The 22,093-nt window shown below is 71.7% G+C and carries 34 protein-coding genes; 2 read left to right on the top strand and 32 right to left on the bottom strand.

Annotated features, from left to right (window positions below; all coding sequences use genetic code 11):
- Positions 1 to 5 precede the first annotated feature (5 nt).
- From CG736_RS19475 to CG736_RS19380, 20 genes are all read right to left on the bottom strand, one after another.
- Entirely contained in the window at positions 6 to 875 is an 870-nt protein-coding gene (locus tag CG736_RS19475) for a phage tail domain-containing protein (RefSeq protein ID WP_100587473.1), read from the bottom strand.
- Positions 876 to 891: 16 nt separating this feature from the next.
- Entirely contained in the window at positions 892 to 4,257 is a 3,366-nt protein-coding gene (locus tag CG736_RS19470) for a phage tail tape measure protein (protein WP_100587472.1), read from the bottom strand.
- On the bottom strand, positions 4,227 to 4,538 hold the full coding sequence (locus CG736_RS19465) for a hypothetical protein (RefSeq protein WP_100587471.1): 312 nt from the start codon (positions 4,536 to 4,538) through the stop codon (positions 4,227 to 4,229). The genes CG736_RS19470 and CG736_RS19465 overlap by 31 nt, the downstream gene beginning before the upstream one ends.
- A 32-nt stretch (positions 4,539 to 4,570) precedes the next feature.
- Positions 4,571 to 5,113 (bottom strand): hypothetical protein, encoded by a 543-nt coding sequence (locus CG736_RS19460; RefSeq protein ID WP_100587470.1) that lies wholly within the window; start codon positions 5,111 to 5,113, stop codon positions 4,571 to 4,573.
- Positions 5,113 to 5,601 (bottom strand): hypothetical protein, encoded by a 489-nt coding sequence (locus CG736_RS19455; RefSeq protein WP_100587469.1) that lies wholly within the window; start codon positions 5,599 to 5,601, stop codon positions 5,113 to 5,115. Before CG736_RS19455 ends, CG736_RS19460 begins: the two co-directional genes overlap by 1 nt.
- A gap of 70 nt (positions 5,602 to 5,671) precedes the next feature.
- Positions 5,672 to 6,001: a hypothetical protein gene (locus CG736_RS19450; protein ID WP_232734071.1), complete on the bottom strand. Its 330-nt coding sequence runs from the start codon at positions 5,999 to 6,001 to the stop codon at positions 5,672 to 5,674.
- A gap of 25 nt (positions 6,002 to 6,026) precedes the next feature.
- Positions 6,027 to 6,443 (bottom strand): hypothetical protein, encoded by a 417-nt coding sequence (locus CG736_RS19445; protein ID WP_100587468.1) that lies wholly within the window; start codon positions 6,441 to 6,443, stop codon positions 6,027 to 6,029.
- Positions 6,440 to 6,823, bottom strand: a complete 384-nt coding sequence (locus CG736_RS19440; RefSeq protein ID WP_100587467.1) for a hypothetical protein — start codon at positions 6,821 to 6,823, stop codon at positions 6,440 to 6,442. Before CG736_RS19440 ends, CG736_RS19445 begins: the two co-directional genes overlap by 4 nt.
- Entirely contained in the window at positions 6,820 to 7,221 is a 402-nt protein-coding gene (locus CG736_RS19435; RefSeq protein ID WP_100587466.1) for a DUF6093 family protein, read from the bottom strand. The genes CG736_RS19440 and CG736_RS19435 overlap by 4 nt, the downstream gene beginning before the upstream one ends.
- Positions 7,221 to 7,781, bottom strand: coding sequence for a hypothetical protein (locus tag CG736_RS19430; protein WP_100587465.1), 561 nt, complete (start codon positions 7,779 to 7,781; stop codon positions 7,221 to 7,223). Before CG736_RS19430 ends, CG736_RS19435 begins: the two co-directional genes overlap by 1 nt.
- Positions 7,782 to 7,796: 15 nt before the next feature.
- Positions 7,797 to 8,093 carry a hypothetical protein gene (locus tag CG736_RS19425; RefSeq protein WP_100587464.1) on the bottom strand — a complete coding sequence of 99 codons (297 nt, stop codon included), beginning with the start codon at positions 8,091 to 8,093 and terminating at the stop codon, positions 7,797 to 7,799.
- Entirely contained in the window at positions 8,093 to 8,458 is a 366-nt protein-coding gene (locus tag CG736_RS19420; RefSeq protein WP_100587463.1) for a hypothetical protein, read from the bottom strand. Before CG736_RS19420 ends, CG736_RS19425 begins: the two co-directional genes overlap by 1 nt.
- Before the next feature lie 15 nt (positions 8,459 to 8,473).
- A complete protein-coding gene (locus tag CG736_RS19415) occupies positions 8,474 to 9,337 on the bottom strand; it encodes a P22 phage major capsid protein family protein (protein ID WP_100587462.1) in 864 nt (287 codons plus the stop codon).
- An 18-nt stretch (positions 9,338 to 9,355) separates the two neighbouring features.
- Positions 9,356 to 10,114, bottom strand: a complete 759-nt coding sequence (locus tag CG736_RS19410; protein WP_100587461.1) for a hypothetical protein — start codon at positions 10,112 to 10,114, stop codon at positions 9,356 to 9,358.
- A gap of 50 nt (positions 10,115 to 10,164) precedes the next feature.
- On the bottom strand, positions 10,165 to 11,160 hold the full coding sequence (locus CG736_RS19405; RefSeq protein WP_100587460.1) for a hypothetical protein: 996 nt from the start codon (positions 11,158 to 11,160) through the stop codon (positions 10,165 to 10,167).
- A 3-nt stretch (positions 11,161 to 11,163) separates the two neighbouring features.
- On the bottom strand, positions 11,164 to 12,636 hold the full coding sequence (locus CG736_RS19400; RefSeq protein ID WP_100587459.1) for a phage portal protein: 1,473 nt from the start codon (positions 12,634 to 12,636) through the stop codon (positions 11,164 to 11,166).
- A 13-nt stretch (positions 12,637 to 12,649) separates the two neighbouring features.
- A complete protein-coding gene (locus tag CG736_RS19395; protein ID WP_100587458.1) occupies positions 12,650 to 14,263 on the bottom strand; it encodes a terminase in 1,614 nt (537 codons plus the stop codon).
- Positions 14,244 to 14,702 carry a hypothetical protein gene (locus tag CG736_RS19390; RefSeq protein WP_157815647.1) on the bottom strand — a complete coding sequence of 153 codons (459 nt, stop codon included), beginning with the start codon at positions 14,700 to 14,702 and terminating at the stop codon, positions 14,244 to 14,246. Before CG736_RS19390 ends, CG736_RS19395 begins: the two co-directional genes overlap by 20 nt.
- 176 nt (positions 14,703 to 14,878) lie before the next feature.
- A complete protein-coding gene (locus CG736_RS19385; protein ID WP_100587456.1) occupies positions 14,879 to 15,127 on the bottom strand; it encodes a hypothetical protein in 249 nt (82 codons plus the stop codon).
- Positions 15,124 to 15,477: a holin gene (locus CG736_RS19380; RefSeq protein WP_100587455.1), complete on the bottom strand. Its 354-nt coding sequence runs from the start codon at positions 15,475 to 15,477 to the stop codon at positions 15,124 to 15,126. Before CG736_RS19380 ends, CG736_RS19385 begins: the two co-directional genes overlap by 4 nt.
- Before the next feature lie 45 nt (positions 15,478 to 15,522).
- Between CG736_RS19380 and CG736_RS19375 the strand changes: the two genes are divergently transcribed.
- The gene (locus tag CG736_RS19375; RefSeq protein ID WP_100587454.1) at positions 15,523 to 15,912 is read left to right on the top strand and encodes a DUF2511 domain-containing protein; all 390 of its coding nucleotides are present in this window, start codon (positions 15,523 to 15,525) and stop codon (positions 15,910 to 15,912) included.
- A 40-nt stretch (positions 15,913 to 15,952) separates the two neighbouring features.
- Positions 15,953 to 16,522: a hypothetical protein gene (locus CG736_RS19370; protein ID WP_100587453.1), complete on the top strand. Its 570-nt coding sequence runs from the start codon at positions 15,953 to 15,955 to the stop codon at positions 16,520 to 16,522.
- Positions 16,523 to 16,565: 43 nt separating this feature from the next.
- On the opposite strand, the gene CG736_RS19365 is transcribed toward CG736_RS19370, so the two are convergent.
- The 12 genes from CG736_RS19365 to CG736_RS19310 all read right to left on the bottom strand — a co-directional run bounded on the left by CG736_RS19365 (position 16,566) and on the right by CG736_RS19310 (position 21,995).
- Complete coding sequence (locus CG736_RS19365) at positions 16,566 to 16,802, bottom strand: MerR family transcriptional regulator (protein ID WP_100587452.1); 237 nt, start codon at positions 16,800 to 16,802, stop codon at positions 16,566 to 16,568.
- A 127-nt stretch (positions 16,803 to 16,929) separates the two neighbouring features.
- A complete protein-coding gene (locus CG736_RS19360) occupies positions 16,930 to 17,163 on the bottom strand; it encodes a hypothetical protein (RefSeq protein ID WP_100587451.1) in 234 nt (77 codons plus the stop codon).
- A gap of 364 nt (positions 17,164 to 17,527) precedes the next feature.
- Positions 17,528 to 18,133 (bottom strand): hypothetical protein, encoded by a 606-nt coding sequence (locus CG736_RS19350; RefSeq protein ID WP_100587449.1) that lies wholly within the window; start codon positions 18,131 to 18,133, stop codon positions 17,528 to 17,530.
- Positions 18,134 to 18,155: 22 nt separating this feature from the next.
- A complete protein-coding gene (locus tag CG736_RS37135) occupies positions 18,156 to 18,311 on the bottom strand; it encodes a hypothetical protein (RefSeq protein ID WP_198520552.1) in 156 nt (51 codons plus the stop codon).
- A 91-nt stretch (positions 18,312 to 18,402) separates the two neighbouring features.
- Positions 18,403 to 18,669, bottom strand: coding sequence for a hypothetical protein (locus CG736_RS19345; protein WP_100587448.1), 267 nt, complete (start codon positions 18,667 to 18,669; stop codon positions 18,403 to 18,405).
- Complete coding sequence (locus CG736_RS37130; RefSeq protein ID WP_198520551.1) at positions 18,669 to 19,133, bottom strand: hypothetical protein; 465 nt, start codon at positions 19,131 to 19,133, stop codon at positions 18,669 to 18,671. The genes CG736_RS19345 and CG736_RS37130 overlap by 1 nt, the downstream gene beginning before the upstream one ends.
- Positions 19,134 to 19,175: 42 nt before the next feature.
- Positions 19,176 to 19,835 carry an NUDIX hydrolase gene (locus CG736_RS38975; RefSeq protein WP_100587447.1) on the bottom strand — a complete coding sequence of 220 codons (660 nt, stop codon included), beginning with the start codon at positions 19,833 to 19,835 and terminating at the stop codon, positions 19,176 to 19,178.
- Between the two features lie 100 nt (positions 19,836 to 19,935).
- Positions 19,936 to 20,145, bottom strand: coding sequence for a hypothetical protein (locus tag CG736_RS19330; protein ID WP_100587446.1), 210 nt, complete (start codon positions 20,143 to 20,145; stop codon positions 19,936 to 19,938).
- A 39-nt stretch (positions 20,146 to 20,184) separates the two neighbouring features.
- A complete protein-coding gene (locus CG736_RS19325) occupies positions 20,185 to 20,493 on the bottom strand; it encodes a hypothetical protein (protein WP_100587445.1) in 309 nt (102 codons plus the stop codon).
- Positions 20,494 to 20,536: 43 nt separating this feature from the next.
- Complete coding sequence (locus CG736_RS19320) at positions 20,537 to 21,136, bottom strand: hypothetical protein (RefSeq protein ID WP_157815646.1); 600 nt, start codon at positions 21,134 to 21,136, stop codon at positions 20,537 to 20,539.
- Positions 21,133 to 21,648: a Holliday junction endonuclease gene (locus CG736_RS19315; RefSeq protein WP_232734070.1), complete on the bottom strand. Its 516-nt coding sequence runs from the start codon at positions 21,646 to 21,648 to the stop codon at positions 21,133 to 21,135. The genes CG736_RS19320 and CG736_RS19315 overlap by 4 nt, the downstream gene beginning before the upstream one ends.
- A complete protein-coding gene (locus tag CG736_RS19310; protein WP_100587443.1) occupies positions 21,645 to 21,995 on the bottom strand; it encodes a hypothetical protein in 351 nt (116 codons plus the stop codon). Before CG736_RS19310 ends, CG736_RS19315 begins: the two co-directional genes overlap by 4 nt.
- Positions 21,996 to 22,093: the final 98 nt, after the last annotated feature.

The raw sequence follows: 22,093 nt of genomic DNA, 5'->3' as shown, positions 1-22,093 counted from the left end.
GCTCCTCACATCCAGGCAGACCGGCACGAGGCGGTCAGCAGTGCGGCAGGGTCGGTGGAGGCGGCGGTCCATTGGACGGTGACGGTCTGTCCGGGGCCGATCTCCGGCCACATCCCGGACAAGTACCGCCGCCGGGACGCGACGCCGTTGAGGATCGCGGTGTGCGCGTCGGTGTCGATGACCAGCTGGTCGCCCGCACCGAGCGTGTCGGAGTAGGCGAGCTGGCGGACCGTCGAGTCCGGGTACTGTACGAGGATCGCAGGCGCCGTCACCGGGCCGGTGATCGTGAAGACCGGGCGGGTGCCGATGGTCCCGCCGTTGGTCAGGGTGAGCTGCCCGGAGCTGCCGCCGGCGGGAATGGTCAGCGGCAGCGTGATGGGCAGCGTGATCCCAGCCCCGGCGGCCGGCAGGCCGGTGCTCGCGGTCTGCAGCATGGTGCTGTACCGGCGGGGGTCCGCGGCCGTCAGCATCACGCTGTACGAGGCGATCCGGTCCGTGTCCAGGCGCCACAGCACCTCGCCGGAGCGCCGCACCGTTGCCTGTTTCGGCGAGGTCTCCCCGACGACGAGCACGGTGTCGGTGAGCGCGGCGGCCGCGGCCAGCTGGTCGTAGGCGGCGTCCAGGGTCGCCAGGTCGGGTGCGGTGACTGTGCCGGCCACGGTGATGGGCCGGGCCGCCAGGTAGGTGGGCCCAGCCCATGAGCCATGGTCGGCTGTCCGGTCCGAGTACTGCGCGCGCACCGGCGCCCCGTCCCACCCCCGCAGTCCGTCCTTGCTGACCGTCCACGCGACCCCCGCGGCATCGACCTGGCCGAGCACCAGCGTCCCGAGGGTGACGGTCCGTCCGCCGAGGATCTGCCCGGGGGTGTAGCCCATGCCCCGTCACCTCCTGTCAGCCGTAGAAGTCGAGCAGTCGTAGCAGGCCGGCGGCCTGCTCGGCCTCGGTCATCCGGGCGCCGTGCAGGGTCACGTTGGTGGTGCGGGAATGGTCGTAGCTGCCCCCGCCCCCACCGGTACTGACGAGGGCGCGGGCCGGGATCAGCTGCGGCGCGGGCGCGTTGTAGCGGCCCCAGGCGTTCAGGGCGTCGATCGCAGGTGCCCCGCCGAGCCGGCGGACGGTCTCCGGGACCAGCACGCCCTCGCCCGGCGAGAGCATCGCCGGCACGGTGTCCTGGCGCGGCGCGTACCCGGGCACCGTGTAGCCCGAAGCGGCATGCACGACACCGCCGTTGGCGAATCCCGGCCCGCGGCCGCCGTGCAGGTACTCGCCGTTGAGGGTCACCGTGCCGTTGACCAGCACCTTGACCGACTTGTCGCTGATCCCGTTGATCGCGGCTTGGATCTTATTGATGCCGCCGAACGCGTCGTCGGTCGGGACGGTGATCTTCACCTTGCCGTCGGGCAGGTGCTCGACCCGGTAGCCGATCGCCTGCAGGTCCTGGATCGCGGCGTCGCTGGGGGCCTTGACGGTGATCGTCTTGCCCGGCGGGATGTCCGACAGCCTCGCCTTGATGTCGGTGAGGTCCTTGATGGTCTGCACCGCGCCCGGGTCGGTGACCTCGGTCTGCTTGGTCATCGGCAGCTGGGCGTACGCGGAGGTGAGCGACTTGATCTGGTCGGTGGTGAAGCCGGCGGCCCTCATCGTCTCCTTGAGCCCCGCGACGTCGTCCTGGTAGGCGGCCTGTGCCAGCTCCATGCTGTTGGTCTGCTTCATCACCGCTTCGGCGTGGTCGCTGGCCGCCGATGCCGCGCCGAGCACCGCCGTTTTGACGGCACGGCCCTTCTCCGTGGTGATGTCCAAGCTCCGGCCGTTCTCCGCGACCGCGTCCCGCAGGTCCTGGAGACTCTTCTGGTACTTAATCGCGCTGCTGGCAGCGTCGATGTTGATGCCGTTCAGCCGCATCAGGCTGTCGTGGAGCTGATCGCTCGCGGACTTGGCGTTCTCGAGATCATCGGCGGTCTTGAGCGCACTTTTGCCGAGCGCCCCGGTGGAATCGGCGGCCGCTCCCGTCGCCTCCGCCTCGCGCTTGGCTGCCGCGACCGATTCATTGACCTGCGGGTTCAGCTGCGACAGCGCGTCCTGGACGGCCTTGATCTGCTTGACCCGCTCGCGATCGTCCTGACCGCCGCCCTCCGTGTTCGCCTGCCGGTTGGCGTCGATCGAGTCGTACAAGGACGACAGCTGCCGCTGGACCCGGGTCGCCGCCGCGCCGCCGTTGAGGATCGCCTCCGTCAGATCCTGGGTGGAGATCGACAGCGCCCGAGCGCTCTTCAGCGCGCCGCGGGTCTCCAACTCGTGCGCCAACCACGCCCGTGTGTTCGTGCCGATCGCGGCGTTGTCGGCCTTGATCGCGGCGGTCAGGTCCTCGGTGCGGGCCTTGGTCTCGTTCTGAGCCTGCCCGAAGATGCCCAGGGCCACGGTTGCGACGGCCAGCACGGCGCCGATGCCGCCGGCGGCGCGCAGCGTCATCGTCATCGCCGATGCGAGCCTGGGCATCGTGGTGGCGAGCGCGGCGATCGACGCCCGGAAGGCCATGACGCGCGGCAGACCCAGCATCAACCCGCCGACGACCAGGGCGATCGCGCCGGCCACCAGGGCCAGCCCGGTCGCGGTGGTCTGCAGCCAGCCCGGCAGTGCAGAGTAGGCGTCGACCACGTCGGTGATCCACTTGACCATCTCGCGCAGAACCTGGTTGGCGTCGCTGCCGCCCTCGATCAGCGCGACCTCGAGACTGCCAGTCAGCCTCTCCAGATCACCGGCGAGGTTGTTGGTCTGCACGGAGGCCATCCGCTGGGCGGCGCCCTGGTCGTTGACGGCGTCCCGGTACCGCATGATGCCCGTCGCGCCCTGCTCGTACAGGATCGTCGCCGCCCGCACCGCGTCGGACCCGAAAATCGTGGCCATCGCCAAGTTCCTGGCCTCAGGGGTGAGTTGGGAGAAGGCGCGCTTCATCCGGGCGGCCAGCTCCTCCAGGCCGACGAAGCGTCCCGACGTGTCGAAGGCGCTGAAGCCGAGCTGCTGCATCATGTCGGCGGCCTCGCCCGACTGCGGGGTCAGTCGCTGGAGCATGGTCTTCAGCGAGGTGCCTGCGTCCGATCCGATGAGCGCATGATCAGCAAAAGCGGATAGGACGCCGACGGTGTCCTCGAGGTCCAGTCCGGTCTGGTGCGCGAGCAGACCTCCCATCCGCAGGGACTCGCCCAGGCCGTGCACGTCTGCCGCCGATTTGTTCGCACCACTGGCCAAGACGTCCGCGATGTGGCCGACCTGGTAGCCCTTCAGCCCGAACGTATTCATGGCTTGGGCGGCCACCACCGCCGACTCGGACAGAGAGAGCTGACCGGCCGCCGCGAGCGCCAGCGAGCCCTGGAGAGCGCCGCCGGTGATGTCCGCGACGGACACGCCCGCGCGGGCCAACTCCGCCTCGGCGTCCGCTGCTTGGGACGCGCTGAAGCTGGTCGCCCGGCCGGCCTCGATCGCGGCGCTGCGGAGCTCGCCCATCTGCTGGGTGTTGGCGTCCGCCACGGCGTACACGCCGCTCATCGACTTCTCGAAACGGGCGGCCGCGACGCTCGCCGCGGCGAAAGCGCCGACCAGCAGCAGGCCTGCGGTGCGGACCCCGGTGAACGCCCGCTCGCCGGACTCGCCGGCCGCCGCCATCGCCCGGACGCCGCTCGCCGCGGAGCTCTGCACCGACGTGCCCCAGGCCCGTGCGGCGGCCGCCATCCGGCCGTACGCGCCGACCGTGACCGCGGAGGTCTCCTCAGCCCGCGCCGCAGCACGCACCTCCTGCTGGACCACCGCCTCGGCCACGGCCAGCCGGGTCGCCAGGGACGTGCGGATGCCCTGCGCGCTGGCGACCGACGCCTCGGTCATGCGCGTGTCGGCCGCAACCACCGCGCTGGCGGCAGCAGTTGCCGACGTGGAGATCTGCCCGAGCGACTGGGTGGTCGCCCGGGACGCGGCCTGGAACGGGCCCGGCAGCTCCCGCGCCGCCAGCTCCATTCGGCCCAGGCCGACGGTCGTGCGAGACGTCGACTCCTGCACGGTCTGCCCGAACGTCCCGACGCTGCGAGACGCCCGCTGCATGCTCGACTGGATGCCGGTCGCGGCCCGGCCGAACGCCTGCTGCGACTGGGCGCCGGCCGCAGCAGCAGAGGCGGCCACCTGCTCGGTCGCCTGCTCCGCCTGCACCGCGCCCCGGCGGTAGCCGGAGGTGTCCAGGTTCAGCCGGACTGCGACGGTACGGTCTGCCACGGCAACGCCTCCCGCCTGCTGACGTGCGCGTATGCGCCGTGGACGTCTTTGCTGCCGTGCTGGAAGTCGGCCATCTCACGGCCCGCGGCTGCACAGGCGTGGCAGCGGATCACGTCCGCGCGCCACATCTCCTCGAGGGCCGGATCGGTGGAGTCGGCGACGGATTGCCCGCAGCCCCTGCAGGCCTCGCCCTCGACCTGCAGCAGGGCCAGCGCCCACGCCCGATCGTCGTCGAGCCACAGCGGATCGCCCGATGCCGGAATCGGCCGGCCGAGGAACACGGACCGAGGCACGCCCCAGGCCCGCGCGGCCTCTACCTCTCGCCGGTGAGGGAGCCGGCTGTCGCGGAGGCGAGAAGCGAAAAAGGGACGCGCTGGGCGGCCTCCGTGTTCAGCGACCACGTCGCGTTCAGCAGGGCGTCCTGCTGGCCGGAGGTCAGTCGCTCAGCCAGCCGCCCGTACTGCTCGACCGACATCACGGGGTCAACCAGGCACGCGGCGATCGCAGCCGGGCCGAGCGTGACCTCATCGAAAGCGTGGGCGCTGGTGCGGCCGGGATGAGCGGCCACCAGGTCCGACCATGTGGCCGGAGCGAGCGCCCGCAGACGGAAGACGACCAGGTGCTCGGCCATCTCCTCGCGCACCGCCTCCATGCGCTGGGCGATGTCCGCCCGGTTGGTGCCGGCCAGGGACTGGCCCACCGTCGCGGCAGCGTCCGCGAGTTGACGCTCCAGCACCTCGTACTCGCCCTGCAGATGGCCGGCCAGGCACAGCGGAACGCTCGTCTCCCGGCGCGTCGCCATGCCGATGACGGCCTCCGCGTCCAGCGGTCCGCGCTGCTTCTTCGCGGCGGCCATCAGGCGATCACCGCGTTCGGGGCGGGCTCGGTCGTCACCGCGAGCGGCAGGGACCACTTCATGACCTCGTTCTTCGCGGACTTGGCGTTGATGCGCTCTCCGCACGCGACGGGGTAGACCTCGACCTGCTGGCCGCTGGCCCAGGCCGTGGTGTACGGCACGTTGCGGCGGACCACGACGTAGCCGTGCACTCCGCGCACCAGGGTGGTGTAGGGGCGGTCCTCGGCCGGGGTCGTGCCCCTTTTGAACGTCAGGTCCGGGTTGTCGTAGGAGACGCGGCCGAGCTCGGAGGTGTCGAAGGTGGACGCCAGGGCGCCGGTGTCGACCAGGGCCGTTTTGGGCTCGATGTTGAGGCCGTCGGGGGTCATCCGCGGCGTGAGGTCGATGGACGTGCCGGCGGTCAGCTCGGGCAGCGCGGGGGCGGTGATGTTGGCGATGGTGGCGACCCAGGAGACCCGCGTGTAGCCATCGGCGATCGTGTCGGACATGACTCTTCTCCTCGGAGCATGCGAAACGCCCCCGCCGGTCGGCCGGGGCGTCAGGTGGTCGGAGCGTGGATCAGATGCGGAACGCGGCCGCCGTGACCGTGGCCGTCGCCGACCAGGAGACCGCGGCGAGACCATCGGCGGCGCCCGCGAACAGCTCGCCGGCGAGCGGGCCGATCATGCGCTCGCCCGATGCCGGGACCGAGACGGTGACCGGCGCGACGGACTGCCCGCGCACGGCGCCGGTCGTCGCCAGGGTCACCGTGACGGCGCTCGCGCTGCCGTTCTTGACGTGCAGGAAGTTCCGGTCGCCGCACTCGGCCCGGTCGCCGCCGGCGGACGCTGCCGAGTAGACGGGGGCGAGGCCGGCCAGCGTCGGAACCTGCGTGGTGAAGGTGGCCATCAGGCCCTCCAGTTCGTTCGGGAGTTCATGCGGGGATGGAGTGGATGCCGTACTGCACAGCGAGGTACCAGACGGGCGGGACCAGGTCGTCGTCGCGTTGCAGCGGCGGCCCGCCGAGGCGTTCCGGGCGCCAGCACGCGCGGCCGGCCACGACCAGCGGGCCGTCCCAGGCCTGCGCGACCCGGTCGGCCGTACCGATCGCGCCATCGGGCGTGCTGCCGACGCACGTCGCCTGCACCATCCCGGACAACTCGGTGCGGTCGTCCGCGAGCGACGCCGCATCCACGTTGCCCGGATCCGGGTACAGCACGACGTAGGTGTCCGGCAGCGGCGCCGGACCAGCCGGGGCGCCGCCGACGTACACCGTGAGCGGGGTATCGGGCAGGGCCCTGATCGCGGCGGCCAGGGCCTGGACGTGCGGGAGGAGTTGAGGGGCCGTCACAGCAGCTCCTCTCCAAGCGCCTCGACCGCGGCGGTGAACCGGGGCATCTCGGCGGCCAGGGCGCGGCCGCCGTCGTTGTGCGGGGCGTTCTTGACGCTGCCGAACTCCAGCAGGTTGCCGAGCGGGCCCTGTGCTTTGCTCTTGTCGGGGCCGATCTCCGCCGACACTCCGATGCCCGGCACGGCGGTGAGGTCGTAGCCGATGGACATCGGGTACAGCCGCGCGTGTCGCCCCGCGGTGGCCGCCGCGTTCGCCCGCCAGTCGTTCTTGATGTTCAACGCGCCCTTGGACACGACCTGTTGGGCCCGCCGGTCGACATCGGCCGCCGACCGCGCCAGGTCGGCAGTCAGAGCCTCCAGGCCGGTCACGTCCGCGCTCACGACCGGTCCTCCGCCGCGAGCCGCCAGGCCGTCGCCGTCGCCGACTCCGCTACTGACGTCACCCACAGGGTCAGCCCGGCCAGCCGCGGATCCGGCGAGGCGTCGACCACCACCTGCACGCCCGGCACGACCGTGCCCAGCGCGGCCACCGACCAGGGCAGCGCCACCTCGTAGCGGCGCTGCACCACCAGCCGCTGGCCGGTCTGCGCGGTTTCGCTGACTGCGGCGGCGGGTTTCACCCGGGCCCGGCCCGAGTACAGCACCCGGCTGTCCGGCCGCACCGTGGCGCCGGTTGCCGAGTCGTACACGGGCGAGCCCGGTGCGAGGACCTGCACGGTGTCGACCATCAATTCCTCATGGGCCGCCCGGCCGGCGGCGAGGAGTGGGGCGAGGTCCATCACTGGCTCCTCGTCATCCAGGCCTCGGGGGTGCCGAGGGCATCCTCGAGGGCATCGCGTTCGCCCGGGAGCAGGTCGCCGGCGGCGGCGATCGCCTCGGTGGCGTAGGTCTCGCTGTAGTCGTCGATCTGGCGGGACCGCAGCAGCCCCTCTGCACCAGCGGGCGTCGCGGCGAGGCGGGCGGCCACCGCGCAGGTGAGTTCCACGATCCCGTCCGGGACGACCGGGTAGCCGCGGGTGAAGACGACGTCGACCTGCGCGGTGCCGTACGGCACCGTCAGGGTGCTGCCGTCCCAGCACCACCACTCGAGGGCGGTGGTGGTGCCGTCGCACGCGACGCCGAGTACCGAGGACACCGCGGTGACCGGCGGGCCCGGCAGAGTGACCGTGCCGTCGGTCACCTCCAGTCGCACCGTGCTGGTGCTACTGGTGATCGGCTGCCCGGCGGCTCGGCGGATCCGGGCGGACGCCCGGTTGAGGAGGCCATCCGCCGTCGTAGGCGGCAGCGTGTACCCGTACGCGGTGGCGTCGGCCTGGGTGGCGAGCGGGGGCAGGCTCACGGTCGCCTCCCCTCGCTATTCGACGGCGCCGGTGCCGTACTTCTCGATCAGGTCGCCCTTGGTCATCGCCTCGGCTTCGTCGGGGTCGGCGCCCTGGGCGGTCGCCCAGTCGATCCAGGCGGCCTTCGGTGCGCCCTGGGCGGGCGGCTTGTCGGGCAGGTCGGGCGCCGGGTCGCCGGCCAAGGGACGGCCGTCGGCGTCGACCCGCTGGAGTTGGCCGGTAGCGAGGCGGTTGGCGATCGCCTCGTGCAGCGGCAGGTCCATCGCGATGACCGTGCCGCCTTCCCCTCGGACGTGGATGGTGTCGGTCATCAGGTGTTCCTCGGGACGCGGAAGGCGGTGGCGGTCATCGCGACGGACGTCTCGATGACGAGGGAGCTGTCGCCCTGGAGGAAGCGGCCGGACTCGAACGGGCCGATCCACTGGGTGGCGGAGTTGGCGACGGTCACGGTCAGATCGCCGAGCCCGGCGGCCAGGGCGGGCGGGTAGGTCCCGGCCTTGAGGGTGGCGGTGCCGGAGCCGCCGGAGGCGTTGGAGAGCCGCAGCAGGGTCAGCTCGGGCAGTGCCTTGGCGATCTGGCCGCCGTTGCCGGCGCCGGAAGTGAGTGCAGTGCCCGCCGGGTCGGCGAGGCTGCTGTTCGGGACGAGGTTGCTGTAGGGCAGTGCGGTGCGTGCCATGGGTCAGGTCTCCGATCAGGCGGCCGGGTCGATGTAGGCGCAGGCGAGCATGTCGGGACGGACGAGCTTGGCGCCGTAGACGCTCAGGCCCTTGACCGCGTCCGAGAAGCTGGACTCGGGCCGGTAGGCCTCGGTCTTGGCGATCTGGTCGGCGAAGGTGATCGCGGCGCCGACGCCGGCCTGGATGACCTGGGTGTCGCCGGAAGGCACCGGGGTGTTGTTGGACTCGAAGATGTCGAAGCCGGCGGCGCGGCCGACGAGGCCGTTGCGCAGGGCATCGGGGGTGCCGGCCTCGTTCGCCTTGATGAAGCGCGGGTCGAGGAGCAGGGACGCCATGAACTCCGGGCTGGCGACCACGTAGCGGCCCTGGGTCGGGACGTTGGCCTTGGCCAGCTTGGTCCGCAGCGGAACCAGGACCTTGTCGTAGGCGTCGGTCGGCGTGGTGTAGATGTTGATCGGGGCGCCGGTGGAACCGATCACGTTCGCGGCCTGGATGCCGGTGTAGAACGAGGCGACGTACTGGTCCTGGACGTCGGCCATCTTGTACGCGGCCCGGGACATGGCCTCGGTCATGACGTCGCCCTTGGCCTGCCGCTTGTCGACGTCATCGACCTTGAACGCCCAGTACTTCTGCTGGTCGACCACCAGACTCCGCTGGGCGTCGGTCAGTTCCTCGGGGGTGATGACCGTGTTGTTCGGCACGTAGGTGCCGACCGTCGGGTCGGAGATCGAGGTGATGCGGACGGTGTCGCCCGCCTGGGCGATGTCGCCCTCGTAGTCCCGGTTGATGACCTGGGGGCCGCCGTAGACGAGGGCCTTGCGTGCGGCGACGAGGAGCTTGGCGCTCCAGATCTCCGGCTTGAATCGGGTGATGGCCACTGGGGCGGGTCCTCTCGGTTAGGAGCCCATGTAGTCGCGCAGCTGACCCTTGCGGTGAGCCTCGTCGATCTGCTCGGGCGTCATCTTCTTGATGTCGGCCTCGGTGAGTTGCCGAGGGCCGACAGCCGCCTTGCGCGCACCGCCGTCACCGGTTCCCTCGAACCGCGGCTTGGCGGTCGTTGCGGCTGCCAGATAGGGCTTGGACTGCAGGAGGTCGTCGAGCGCTTCGGTGATCGCGTCCTCGTCGACCTGGCCGTCGTTGTCGACCTCGAAGCGGGTGAGGTCGAGGAAGCGCAGGGCATCCTTGGGGTCGGCGAGCTTGCCGGCTGCGGCGGCCCGGATCTCGGAGCGGACGATGCGGTCGTTGGCGCGGGCGGTCGCGGCCGTGTCGGCTTCCCGGCGGATCTGCTCCGGCGTGGGACCGCCGTCACCCTGCTGGCTCGCCTCGATCTGCCTGCGCAGCTCGTCGCGTTCGGCTTCGGCCTTGCGGCGCCGCTCGGCCTCGGCCTTGCGGCGCTCCTTCTCGGCGGTCAGGGCCTTGGTGCCGGCTTCGCCGAGCGGTTCGTCGGCGGGTTCCCGGCCGATGTCGCCGTCCGGCTCGGTGTCGCCCCCGCCGTCCGAGGTTCCGTCGGCGTCGTCCATCTCGCCCTCGTCGTCGGGGGCACCGCCGAGGACCGGCCAGATCGGCTGCGGGCCCGTCTCGCCCGGGCGGGCATTGCGCCAGCCGACGGCAGACAGGCCCGTGAGGGGGTGGCGGGGCAGCGTGCTGTCGTGCATTGCGGGGCTCCTCTTGCAGGAGTCGGGGCCGCCGTTGCGGCGGCCGGTGATCAGACGATGTAGCCGTGCTGGAACAGCAACCGGATCGTTTCGTCGCGGGTGCTGGCCAGCCGGTAGATCGCTTCCGGGGTCAGCCGGCGTACCTGCCGTCCGCCGGCTCCGGTCTCGCGGAGGCGGCGTCCTGCCAGGCTGCGGCGCGAAGTGCCGAACGTGGTCGTGGTGACGGTGCCGGTGCGGTCGATGCGCCCCCGGTGAGTGACACCGTTCGCCACCCAGGACCCGGCGGTGGAGATGCCGCGGCGGGCGTTGACGACCTGGGAGATGTCCGCGCCGTCACGGATCGCACGCGCGCCGTGGACGGTGAAGGCCTTGTCCTGCTGAGCGGGCGTCAGCGAGTCGAAGTACGTCCTCGGGTTCACCGCCGCTGGCGGGCCCTTGGAACGGGAGGCGACCGGGACGTGCGTGCAGTGGCAGTGCGGGTGCCTCTGGAAGCCGGTGTTGTAGGCGTACCGGGTTCCCGCCAGCAGCGCGCACCGCCCGCACGCGCCGCCGGAGATCGTGCGGACGTAGCCGGTCAGGGCCCGGTTCGCCGTGATGCCGACGCCGTCAGCGGCCCTGCCGGCGTCGGCGACCTGGGTGTCCACCAGCATGCGCAGACTGCGTTCGCCGAGGCCGAGGGCCTCTGGGAGGGAGGAGCCGGAGGCGATGGCCTGCTTGGTGTCGATCACCGGCAGGTAGAGCAGGCCGGCCAGGTCGCGGCCGTCCGAGGCGTAGCCGGCGAACGCCGCGGCGGAGACGGTCCCGGTCGGTTCGGGCCGGACGTCCTGCAGCACGGTGGCGCGGTCGGTGTAGGCCTGGGCGGTGGCCGCGGCCGCCGTCTGCCCGGCGGTGACCACGGCGAGCAGGCGCGGTGCCGACTGGGCCCAGGACTCGGTGAGGTCCCGGCTGTCGAGCCGACGCCACTCCCGTACCGCCCCCAGGACCGCGGCGGCGGCTGTGCGGCGGCGGGCGACGAGGTGGCGCTCGGCGAGTTCGGCAAGGTCCACGGCTCACCCTGTCGGCGCCGGGACGGGGGGCAACGGTGCGGCCTGGGCCTGCTGGGCGCTGTTCATCAACGCCGCCACTGGGTCCGTCGCAGCCTCCTGCTCACGCATCGCCAGCAGGTCGGCAACCTCGGTCGGTGTCAGCCCGTAGCGCAGCGCCAGGTACTCGAAGGGGAAACCGATCTGCTTCAGCTTCAGCAGGCTGTCGGTGAGTTGGGACATCGATCGGGACTCGGCGTCCGCCCACATCACCGTTCCGCCGGCCACCGCCCGGGCCAGGTCGTCCTCGCCGCGGGCCAGCGCGATCAGCTGGAACAGCTCGCGGATCGCCTGCCCGTACCAGAGCTGCTTCTGCTGCACCTTCTTGACCTGGCCGGTCTCGGCGGCGATCAACGCGTCGCCGGACAAGTTGGCCATCTTGCCGACGAGGTAGTGCTGAGGGGTTCGGGTCTGCGCTGCAATGTGCCCGACCGCGACCTCGATCACCTTGGTGTAGGCCTCGAGGTTCGCGGCCGGCCACGACCCGATCGACGCCTCGGAGGAGCTGAGCCACAGGACGCGGTCCACGGCGAACTTCTCCAGCGGTACCGGCTTCGACCCGATGACCTGTCCGTTGCTGTCCAGGATCGGCGTCTTGGGCGGCTCGGCGCCGAGCACTACGCGCTGCGGGAAGCTGGCGAAGTCGGAGGCGGTGAACAGCTGTGACCAGAGCAGGTTGACCGCGTCCTGCATGGCGATCACGCCGGACACGTCCGAGATCGGGTCGTCCGCGAGCAGGGGCCGGTTCGGCAGCTCCACCATCGGGACCATGCCCATCGGGTTCGGCTGCGGGTTCGGCTCCGGGCTATCGCTCCTGCCCGGCTCTCGAAGGTCCCACTGCCGGTCCAGCTCCTCGGCCTCGGCGAACATCGGCGACTTGCGAGGCTCGGCGCCGATCGGACGCTGCAGCTTCCACACCTCATCCTTGAGGTACAGGGTGGCGTACTCGACGTTGCCGTCCTGCCAGGTCTTCAGCGCGGCCTTTCGGCACCGCCGACTGCCCGGCTTGTACAGCACGATGGCCTGCCGGGCGTCCTCGAAGGTGACCCGTGGGGTCTCAGGGTCGTCCTCGTCGCCCCAGACGAGCGCGAAGGACCGGGCGCCCAGGCCGGCACCGAGGAAACCGAGCTGGCTGTCTGCGTCGAGCCCGTTGCGCTGCCACACGCCCCACAGGTCCCGGTCGGCCTTCAACGCGCCCGCGGCCTTCACCCCGGTCACCTCGAGGCGCTCCACCGGCGCTTCGGCGACCGGAGCTACCCAGTTGTCCGAGAACCCGCGGTACTGCTTCTCGAAGTACTGCCGGTACTGCTCGCTGGCGAACCTGAGCGGGACCTGGCCCTTGAAGTACTCCGTCGCCTGGCGCACGGCGCCCGAGCGGATCTGCAGCTCGGACATCAGAACGTCGGTCAGCTGTCCAGCCTGCTGCAGCGTCAGCCCCATGCGGCACCCCCTCTCATGCGGTCCACACCCACGACTCGCCCCCCCGATCCAGACCGGCGGCGATGGCGTCGCGCCGGGCCTCCCACGACAGGCACCCGGCCATCGCGCCGTCGATCTTCCTGGGCGAGTCGTGCCGATCCTTCTGGATCGTCCACATCGGCTTCCCGTCGTCGTCGCGCACCCGGGCGTCCCGCTTCACCGCGTTGGCGATGTGACGGCCCAGCAGCGGATCGCCGTCGTGCGACAGCGATCCGTCGGTCATCGCCGTGCGGTAGGCGCGCAGGGCGAACGCCATCTGCCGCGGGCGGTGCGTCCACCAGGAGACGACGACCTTCTCTCCCCACCGGCCGGCCCAGCTGGCGACCCGGTCCTCCCAGTACGGCGGGTCCGCGTAGACCCGGACCACCCGCCACCGGTCGAAGGCACCCTCGAGGGCGGCATCGACCTCGGCGTCGGGGACCTCCCAGTGCTCGGCCTCGTCGTCGCGGACCGGGGCCTCCCACGCGCCGAGCACCCACTGGTGGCCGGTGCGCAGGTGGGTGCCGACCAGCACGGTGGAGTCCCGCCACTTCGCGCCGTCGAAGCCCACTGCAATGGCGTCGCCCGCCGGCACGATAAAGCCCGAGTTGGCGAGCTCCGCCCACCGGCCGGCGTCGAAGGCCCGCGCCGAGGCCGTGCCCGGCTGGTTGAGGAAGTAGCGTCGGGCGTCCGCCGGGTCGGTGTCCGGCTCGCGCATGTCCGCGGCGATGCGCTCCAGGTCCATCCAGGAGGCGGCGTCACCGTAGACGTACTCGAGCGCGGGCAGCAGCTGCGCGTCGTCCATGAGGTCTTCGACGTGCGGGCCCTGGCGGTGGTCGAACAGCAGGCCGCCGTCGCGCATCCGGCCGGCCTTGACCGCCTCGTAGTACTGGTGAGTGGCCTCGGCGACGGACTTCTCGCCGACCGCGTACATGGTCGAGGTCTCCAGCGACCACGGCTCGGCCGCCTTGCGCTTCACCAGGTTGCGCCGCACCGTCTTGTGCATCGCCCGGGTCTCGGGGAGCACGTACAGGTGCGTCTCGTCGAAGACCCCGAACGTCTCCTTGCCGCCGTCCTTCGACGCGCTGGAAGCGGTCGACGGGACGATCTCGCCGCCGCCCTCGATGAAGATCCGGCTGGACGTCTGGGCGTTGCGCCCGAGGTCGATGCCGGGGAACTCCGGGCCGAAGCTGTCGACCAGGTGCTCCAGCATCGCCGTGACGTTGTCGTAGGTGTTGCCGGCCTGGCCCTCCTCGGTGGCCATGCACCGGATGAACGGGTACACCTGCTCGCGGCCGACCGGCTCGCCGTCCGCGTCCCAGCCGTCAAACCGGCACGGGCCGAGTGCCTCGAAGCACACAAGCGCCCCGGCGAGCTCCGACTTCGCACGGCCCTTCGGCCGGGACAGGAATGCCCTGTTCACGCGCCGACGGCCCGTCAGCGGGTCGAGCCGGTAGGCCTTGACGATGAACGCGGCCATCTCGTCGTCGATGACGAGGGGCTGGCCCTGGACGTCGCCCGGACCGTGGCACAGGTAGTGCTCGATCCACTCGATCGCGGTGAAGCCGAGCGAGACGAACCGCTCCGGGTCAGCCTTCCGCCTGGCCATCGACCACCCGCAGGACCCGACCGCGACGGCTGGCAGCGGCCTTGCCGAACGAGGGGGTACGGCGCCCGGCCGGGGCATCGTCCGCTTCCGCGACCGACCAGCGCAGACGCATCCGGTCCGCAGCCGTCCCGCCGAGCGCCGCCTCGTTGAGCCGGATCTCCGACAGGAGCTCCTTCTTCGGCTCCGTCCAGTACTGCTCCACCAACTGGGCGACCATGTGCAGCCGCTGCCAGTCGGTGGCCAGGAACATCGCGGCCTGCGGTGACGACCGCCAGGTCTCGTACCAGGCCAGGGTGCGGCTGTCGTAGTCGTGGCCACCGGGCAGCACAGGCGTCGGGCCATCGGGCCCGGCGGCGGGAAGGACTGCCCCCGCGGTCGGATCGGCGTTGCGACGCCGTCGCTGCGACGGGTCCTTGGGGATGGGGCCGGTACCGCCCATGGGTCACCTCCGTGTGCCGTTGCGGCACGTCGGTGCCGGGCCGTTGCGGCTCGGCAGGTGGCTACGTTCTGTTACTTCCTGGGGGGCGACAGAGTCCCCAGACCCGTACACACCGCGAACTACCTCCCCGGCGGTCCCCGCCAAGGTGATCAAGGGGGTCACCCCCCAGGGGTCTGTCACTCGGCGTGACTACCGAGGGTGCTTGATCCGTTGTCGACCAGCTCGGCGACGCGAAGCATGCCGATGCGCTCGATCCAGCCGAGGCCGTCGGAGTAGGTCAGGCTGAGCCGGGTCTCGCCGTCCTCCTGGAGGACCTTCAGCAGCACCACGGCGCCCGCTACGAGCTCGCCCTCGTTGAGCGTGGCGGTGACGTTGAGCGCGTCAAGGACGTGGCCGATCGCCTGCTCGGTTCCCTCGTCGCTCACCGGTTCCACCCTCCAGGCTGGTGCTGTGCGGTCTCCCGAGAGTGGCACGGCTGGCACAGGCCTCGGCCGCGCTTCGGCTCGTCGGGGTCGAGCCCGGCGTCGACCAGCTCGCGGCGGGACAGCGGGTGGTGGTCGGCGTGCAGCGAGGGCGCGGTGCAGCACAGCACGCATACGGGATCGCGGGCGAGAACGGCGCGGCGGAACGCCTCGTGCCCGCGGCCGTAGCCGCGCTGGCGGGCGGTGCCGCGGCGTGCGTCGGCTTCGCGGCGGTGGTCGTCGCAGCGGCCGGCCGCGGTGTACTCGGGACAGCCGGGTACGGAGCACACGGTGAGTGCTCGACGTCTGGCCATGGCGGGTGCCTCCGTCCTACGCTGCGGGCGCTGAAGGGGGGCCTAATGGCCGAGAAGCAGATGCCCGTCCCACGGGTGTACGTGATCGCGTTCGGCGCGGTGGGTGCTGCGGTGTTGCTGGGCTGGGTCGTGGCGGCGTCGCGTGATCAGCCGGAGGCGTGGACACCACCGGTGGCGCCGCAACGCATGGTGTCCCGAGCGGACGTGACGCCGTGGCCGTTCACGGTAGACAGCGGGACGCTGCGGTGTTGGACGCACTCTGGCGTGACGTTCCAGCCCAGCGGGTCGACTACCGAGTACGGGCTGAACGGATCGGCGCGGACGATGGGGTACTCGGGGCCGGAGGCGATCTGGGCTGTGGATCCGGCGCTGCCCGGGTCGGGGCTGCGGCTGGACCTGGGAGGTGCGATCGCGATCGGCAACGCGCTCTGCTGAGTGGTGAGCGGCCCGACTTGGGGGATGCCACAATTTCGGCATGGATGAGGGGGTTGCTGCCGTTGTTGGCGCGGCGATTGGGATTGTTGGCGCAAGTCTGGGCGCGGTTGGCGGGTGGTTGGGCGGAAGGGCGCAGTCCCGCGGGCAGGTCGACGCGATGAAGCTCCAACTGCAGGCGTCGCAGGATGACGCGCTCTGGACAGGGCGGCGGCAGGCACTGGCCCGCCTGCTTGCCTCACATGAGGAGCTACGGAGCCTGCTTGCCAGCATGGCCGTTGCCATTGCGTCTGGGAGGGATGGCGAGCAGCTGGTCGGAGCGACTCGCGCCGAGCTGGATCAGAGGTACGTGACCTTGGTCTATCAGGGGGTTGCGGCAGGTGCTGAAGCACGGCTGTGGGTGCCGGACGCAAGGCTGCAGATCGCCGCAAAGGCTTCGGACGATCGAGGGGAGGCAGTTGAGGCGATGAATCGATGGCGGAACGCTGTGGACCATGGGTCGCCAGAAGCAAGCCGCTTCTACGACGAAGTCACACGGGCGATGCTGAACTACCGTGCCACTCTCCAGAATTTCGCCGAACAGGCGCGTCTGTACCTTGAGCACCGCGGGTAGCTGAGCGCGGCCCGCCGTGGGGGGAGGCCGGCGGGCCGCTGGTCTATGCGGCGCGGGCGGCGAACACGCGCTCGGCGCGTTCGGCGACCTGGCCGGCGGCGGCGCAGATGTCGGCGAGGAGGTAGACGCGGCGGCCGTGGTCGTCGGTCATCCGGGGGGTGATGATTCCGCGCCGCTGCCAGCTGTAGATGGTCTGGACGCGGCGGCCGGTGATGCGGGCGGCCTGGCGGACGGTCACGCAGTCGAGGCCCTCGGGGTCGGTGTACAGCTCGTCGTCCACGGCGGCACCTCCCCGGGGATGGCGAGAGCCCCGCGGCTGCTGCTCTGCCGCGGGGCTCTCGGGTGTCTGTGGGCGCACGTGTGGCGCTGTCGCCATTATGCGCACCTGGCCGATCTTGCGCAAGCGGCTACATGGGGGCGGTGCCGGTCGGCGGCAGGACGTCCTGTTCGAAGGTGATCTGCTGCTGGATCTCGTCGGCCAGACGCTGCTGGCACTTGTCGAGGGCGAGGCGGAACTCGGGGTCGTACAGGTAGAGCGGGTCGATCTTGTCGGTGCGCTCGTAGTGCCGTCCGCCGAGTTGGGCTCGGGTGATGACGATGTGGGCGTCCGGGTTGTCGTCCGGGCCGGTCGGGTCGGTCATGGTGTCATCCTCCCGCGCCGGCGGTGGCGATGGTCTCGAATTCGCGGAAGCGTCGGTTGGCGGTGGACTGACTCACCCCGCAGGCGGCCGCAGCCTGGCGGGTTGAGTCACCGCTTCGCCAGCAGCGGTGAAGCTGCACCAGAACGGCGTCCGGGAGGCTCTGTTGAGCCTGACTCGGGGGTGAGTCAGCGAGCTCGGGGCCGCCCTGCGGGGGCATGACGGTGTGCCAGACGTAGGGGCCGGCGAGGGCGCGGGCGATGGCGGAGCGGGTGTCGTCGGGGGACATCGTGGGCGGGTGCATCGTGGGTGCCTCGGAGTCGGACGGGGTGACTCACAGCGGTGAGTCACCCCGCGGGCGGGTAAGTCAGGCGGCGGTGTGCAGGGCGGCGGTGTACTCCTCGGCGCGGCGGTCGTACTCGTCGGGGCGGAGGATCGTGCCGCAGCCGGGGGTGGCGCACTCGGTGTCGTGGCCGTCCTCGGTGACGAGGGACTGGAGGCGGCAGCGGGGGCAGGGCAGCTGCATGAGGCGCCGCCGGGGCCGGAGAAGCGCAAGCGGGGTGCACCGGCGGTGGAGGGCGGCGATCTCGGTGGCGTACTCGGCCGCCCAGGGCTGTTCGGCTGCCCAGGGCAGGAGTGCGGCGAGGTAGGTGAGCTGGGTGCCGAGGGTGCCGTCGGCGGGCTGCTGGCCGCTCTCCTCGATGTGGATGCGGGTCCAGGCGGTGATGGTGCCGGCGGCGGGGGTGAGACCGTCCTGGTCGCCGTACGGGTCGCGCACGGTGCCGTCGGCGGCGGGGCCGAGGAGGCTGAGGACGTCGAGTCGGGCCGGGGTGGGGGCGGTGCGGGTGGCGCCGGTGACGTAGCCGGTGCGGGCGGTGCTGCCGGGCAGGACGGCGAGGTGGGCGTACGCCAGGAGCTCGGGCATCTCGCGGAGTTGGCGGGCGAGGCGGGCGGTGGCGGCGGGGGTGAGCACGGCGGTCTCCTCGTGGCGCTGGTCAGCGGGTGCGGGTCTTGCGGGCCTGTCGGGTGAGTGCCCGTCGGGTCTCGCGATTGGGTCGGGGCTCGGGCTGACCGTCCTCGACCAGCTGCTCCAGCGGTCGGACGGTGGTCTCCCAGGTGCGGCCGGGGCGCGGGGTGTGCTCGCGGGTCACGTCTGGTCTCCGTTCTCGGTGCTGGCGGCGAGTGCCGTGGCGAGGGTGATGACGGCGGTGGCGAGGGCGAGTGCGGCGTACAGGGCGGTCCTCACTCGGCGGCCTCGAACTCGTCCAGCCTGAGGGCGACGGGGAAGCCGTCCGGGTCGCCGTCGAGGACGACCCCGAAGCCGCCGGCCACGGTGGGCGGGCCGCTCTCGATGGTGCCGAGGGTGCCAGCGGGGGCGGTCCAGGCGCTGGGCCAGGTGACGGTGACCGGCACGGTGGTGCGGACGCGGTCGCCGAGCTTGATCGAGGTTGTCGGGGTGAGGTCGATCAACGGCTCGAACTCGGCTTCGGGCTGGAGGGGTTGGGTCATCAGAAGCTGTCCTCGTCGTGGTCGTGCAGGGCTTCGATCGCGTCGATGATGGCCTGGTGGACATCGGCGAGGGCGTCGTTGTAGCCCGCGACCGCGCCCCGGTATTCGGGGTCGTCATCGCCTCCGACCTCGTTGGCGGTCATGGTGGGGATCGCCGCGACGGCGCGCAGCGCGGCGATCAGCTCGCCGACCGGCATGAGCTCGATGACGGTGGCTCCGTCGTGGCCGTGGATCTCCTTGACGTGGCCGATGTGGTCCCAGACGACGGTGGAGCCGCGTTCGCCGCGCCAGCGGACGACCGCCTTGCCCTTTCCAGCGGCGGGGAACAGGGCGCCGTCGGCGACGATGCCGGTGCCGGAGACGCCGGTGATGTCGTGGTGGCGGCGGAGGACGAACGGCTGGACGGTCTCGGCGGCGATGAGGTTGGCGAGGTAGGTGGCGATGCGGTTGGGCTGTTCGGTCATCGTGTGCTCCTGGTGGTGGGGTGGCCGCCGCACGGGGCGGGTTCAGGTGGTAGGCAGCTCGTGAACGGACCTGTAGGCCTTCGCCCAACGGCCGGACGCGCCCTTGACGCGGAGCTGCCAGACGCGGGTGTCGTGGATGCCTGTCTCCGCGTCCCAGCGGTAGGTCTGCGGGGTGCTGAGGTGCTCGCTGTGGGCGGCCTCGGCATGGGCCTGCGCCGCGGCGAGGGTGGTACGGGCGGCGACGGGATACTCGCCGACGAGGACGGCGTAGATGGCCGGGACGATGCCGAGCGCGTCGGCGAGGATCTGCGCGTGGTCGAACGCCAGGTGCTCGGGCAGGGCGTCGACCGGGGCCCAGAACGCCTCGGCGGCGTCGTCCCCAGCGACGGCCTCGGTGTCCGGCGGAACCTCGACCAGGTAGGCGGCGGAGACGGTCCAGCCGCGCGGGTCACGGCCGGGGGTGTCGTAGATGCCGATCAGGGTGAGCTTGGCCGGGTCGATGTGGACGCCGGTCTCCTCGCGCGTCTCGCGGGCGGCGGCGCGGCGGGAGGTCTCGCCCTCGTCGACGTAGCCGCCGGGGAGTGCCGGGCGCCCCTTGAACGGTTCGCCGCCGCGCTCGATCAGCAGTACCTCCAGGACGCCGTTGCGGCGGCGGATGCACACGATGTCGACGGTGTAGCCGGGGGTGGGCCAGGTGGCCATGGTGGGTGGCTCCTTCGGGTTGGGCCGGCCGCCTGGTGTGGGCGGCCGGCGGGCGGGGTCAGCGGTTGTAGGCGATGGAGCGCAGGATCTGGGCCGCGTCTCAGCCCTCCTGGCCGGTACGGGTGATGGCGTTGAGGATCTGCTCGCGGCTGGCGGCGATCAGCCGGCCGTCGTTCGCGGCCGGCAGCGCGGCGACCCGGGCGGCGGCCTCGGCCAGCACCTGGTCGCGGTAGGCGTCGAGGAGGTTGTCCTGGGTGCCCTTGTGTGGCTTGAGCATCCAGGCTCGGGCGGCGGCGCGGGCATCGGTCATGTGGGTCTCCGTGGTCGGGTCTGGTGTGGTGGCGGGCCGTCAGGCGGCGGTGGCGAGGGCCTGGCGGCCGAGGTCGGTGAGGGTTGTGGGGTGGTCTCGCCCGATCCGTCGCCTGATCAGCCCGTCGAGTTCGAGGTCGACGAGGTCGGTCAGCGTGATGCGGGCGATGGGGTGGCCGGCCGGGTCGTGCAGGTGGGGGTCGTCCCAGATGGTGGGGCGGTAGATGTGGACGGTTCCGGTGGCGAGGTGGGTGAGGTATTCGTGGCGGGTCAGGGTGGGCGTGTGCTGGCGGCCCCTGGCCGGGGTGAGGTCGAAGGCGAGCTGGCCGGGGATCGGGGTGATCGGCATGGCGCGGCTCCACGGGGGTCTGTGGCGGGCGGGTGGCGGGCCGTCAGCGGGCGTCGTGGGCCGCGCTGGTGGCCCGCGGGAGGTGCATGTCCGGCCAGGTGTTGCTGCCGGACTCGTGCGGTCCGTTGTGGTCGCGGGGCTGCTGGCACCAGTTGTGCGGGATGACGGGGTGGGGTGCGCTGCAGGGGAGCGGGCCCTGCGCGGCTTCGTGGTCGGCGACCAGCTGCTCCAGTTCGCGGATGCGGGCGATCAGCGCGGGCAGGGTTTCGCGGGCGCGCACGGCCAGGTGCTCCGGCGTGAACACCGACTCCCCGTGCTCCAGCGCGGCCTTGCAGGGCCATGCCGTGGTCCAGCCGTCGCCCCAGCAGACCGCGCACACCCACGAGTGCGGGACGGCCAGCCCCTCCCAGGCGGGGATGTGGAAGCGGGCGGGCAGGTTGGCCTTCTCCTCGTCGGTCATGTCGGCGAGTTCTTCGGGGTCGGGTGCGTCGGGGGCGGGGAGGAGGACGGCTCGGCGGGCGCACTGGGTGTGTTCGACGGGGCGGCCGTCAAGGACGGCGCGGCGGCAGGTGCCGCAGGTCGCGGGGTCGAGGGTGGGGTGGTGGAGGGCCTGGATGGCGGCGAGGTCGAGGGGCTGAGTCATCGGGCCGGCCACTTCGCCTTGTCGAGGCGGGCGATCTGTGCGGCCGGCAGGGACACGAGCGGCTCGCCGAGGTGCTGCAGGCCGGCCGCGCGCAGCCACCAGGCGTCGCACTGGTTGTCGTCGGCGAACTCGATCCCGTACCGCTTGAAGGCGGCCAGCGCCATTGCGGTCTTGTCGGCGTTGCCGGCGCCGGTGGCGTACGCCTTGAGGGTCGCGGGGGAGATCAGGGCGTACGGCACGCTGGCGATGTTCAGCGTCTCACGCACCACGCCGTGCACCATGCCGGTGATGCCCGCGGACCGGGCGCCGACCGGTAGGTCCTCGATCACGGCGAGGTCGATCGGGCCGCCGACGGTGATCGCGACGCGGATCGACTCAGAGATCTGGACGAGCCGGGCGTCGCCGTCGGCGACCTTGGTGGCGATGGTGTGGCAGTTGCCGTTCGGCATGGCCACGCCGGTGGCGGTGAGGGAGAGGTCGAGTCCAAGGACTCGAACCGGGCTTCGGGTCACAGCAGGGCCTCCTGTACGGGCTCGGCCGGGCGGCCGGGGCAGTGGTGGTCGGTGACGACGTAGTGGGTGCACTTGCCGCCCTTGATGTGCCAGGGGGTGCGGTCGAGCAGGCGGGGCGGCAGGTGCGGGCGGATCGACAGGCAGTAGGTGAGCCGGCCGTCCAGGCGGGCGAGGAGTTCTCGGAGCGGGTCGAGCGGTGCCGGGTCGGCGCGGGCCTGATGGGCGGCGGTTCGGCCGACGAGGGCCCGGATCACCTGCTGCCCGCAGGACTTGCAGCGAGCGAGCTTCGTGCGGTCCGAAGCCGGGTTGCGGTCGGCGACCCAGGCGGGGCGCTTCTCCGGGGTCACGAAGGGCTCCGAAGGACCTGCGAAGGACCTTGCGAAGGACTTGGCGAAGGACTTGACCTGCACTTCGAAGGACCCGAAGGACTTGAAGGCACCTTGGT

The sequence above is a fragment of the Kitasatospora sp. CB02891 genome (assembly GCF_002803145.1).
GTDB lineage: Bacteria > Actinomycetota > Actinomycetes > Streptomycetales > Streptomycetaceae > Kitasatospora > Kitasatospora griseola.
The sequence above is the reverse complement of the archived record's forward strand: the minus strand, read 5'-3'. Positions and strand labels throughout refer to the sequence as shown.

What these genes read in the sequence shown, in the direction of transcription:
- CG736_RS19475 (WP_100587473.1), bottom strand. Translation starts at nt 875, where the DNA reads ATGGGCTACACCCCCGGGCAGATCCTCGGCGGACGGACCGTCACCCTC.
- CG736_RS19460 (WP_100587470.1), bottom strand. Translation starts at nt 5,113, where the DNA reads ATGGCCGCCGCGAAGAAGCAGCGCGGACCGCTGGACGCGGAGGCCGTC.
- CG736_RS19455 (WP_100587469.1), bottom strand. Translation starts at nt 5,601, where the DNA reads ATGTCCGACACGATCGCCGATGGCTACACGCGGGTCTCCTGGGTCGCC.
- CG736_RS19450 (WP_232734071.1), bottom strand. Translation starts at nt 6,001, where the DNA reads ATGGCCACCTTCACCACGCAGGTTCCGACGCTGGCCGGCCTCGCCCCC.
- CG736_RS19435 (WP_100587466.1), bottom strand. Translation starts at nt 7,221, where the DNA reads ATGGACCTCGCCCCACTCCTCGCCGCCGGCCGGGCGGCCCATGAGGAA.
- CG736_RS19425 (WP_100587464.1), bottom strand. Translation starts at nt 8,093, where the DNA reads ATGACCGACACCATCCACGTCCGAGGGGAAGGCGGCACGGTCATCGCG.
- CG736_RS19420 (WP_100587463.1), bottom strand. Translation starts at nt 8,458, where the DNA reads ATGGCACGCACCGCACTGCCCTACAGCAACCTCGTCCCGAACAGCAGC.
- CG736_RS19410 (WP_100587461.1), bottom strand. Translation starts at nt 10,114, where the DNA reads ATGCACGACAGCACGCTGCCCCGCCACCCCCTCACGGGCCTGTCTGCC.
- CG736_RS19400 (WP_100587459.1), bottom strand. Translation starts at nt 12,636, where the DNA reads ATGGGGCTGACGCTGCAGCAGGCTGGACAGCTGACCGACGTTCTGATG.
- CG736_RS19395 (WP_100587458.1), bottom strand. Translation starts at nt 14,263, where the DNA reads ATGGCCAGGCGGAAGGCTGACCCGGAGCGGTTCGTCTCGCTCGGCTTC.
- CG736_RS19390 (WP_157815647.1), bottom strand. Translation starts at nt 14,702, where the DNA reads ATGGGCGGTACCGGCCCCATCCCCAAGGACCCGTCGCAGCGACGGCGT.
- CG736_RS19380 (WP_100587455.1), bottom strand. Translation starts at nt 15,477, where the DNA reads ATGGCCAGACGTCGAGCACTCACCGTGTGCTCCGTACCCGGCTGTCCC.
- CG736_RS19375 (WP_100587454.1), top strand. Translation starts at nt 15,523, where the DNA reads ATGGCCGAGAAGCAGATGCCCGTCCCACGGGTGTACGTGATCGCGTTC.
- CG736_RS19370 (WP_100587453.1), top strand. Translation starts at nt 15,953, where the DNA reads ATGGATGAGGGGGTTGCTGCCGTTGTTGGCGCGGCGATTGGGATTGTT.
- CG736_RS19360 (WP_100587451.1), bottom strand. Translation starts at nt 17,163, where the DNA reads ATGACCGACCCGACCGGCCCGGACGACAACCCGGACGCCCACATCGTC.
- CG736_RS19345 (WP_100587448.1), bottom strand. Translation starts at nt 18,669, where the DNA reads ATGACCCAACCCCTCCAGCCCGAAGCCGAGTTCGAGCCGTTGATCGAC.
- CG736_RS37130 (WP_198520551.1), bottom strand. Translation starts at nt 19,133, where the DNA reads ATGACCGAACAGCCCAACCGCATCGCCACCTACCTCGCCAACCTCATC.
- CG736_RS38975 (WP_100587447.1), bottom strand. Translation starts at nt 19,835, where the DNA reads ATGGCCACCTGGCCCACCCCCGGCTACACCGTCGACATCGTGTGCATC.
- CG736_RS19330 (WP_100587446.1), bottom strand. Translation starts at nt 20,145, where the DNA reads ATGACCGATGCCCGCGCCGCCGCCCGAGCCTGGATGCTCAAGCCACAC.
- CG736_RS19325 (WP_100587445.1), bottom strand. Translation starts at nt 20,493, where the DNA reads ATGCCGATCACCCCGATCCCCGGCCAGCTCGCCTTCGACCTCACCCCG.
- CG736_RS19320 (WP_157815646.1), bottom strand. Translation starts at nt 21,136, where the DNA reads ATGACTCAGCCCCTCGACCTCGCCGCCATCCAGGCCCTCCACCACCCC.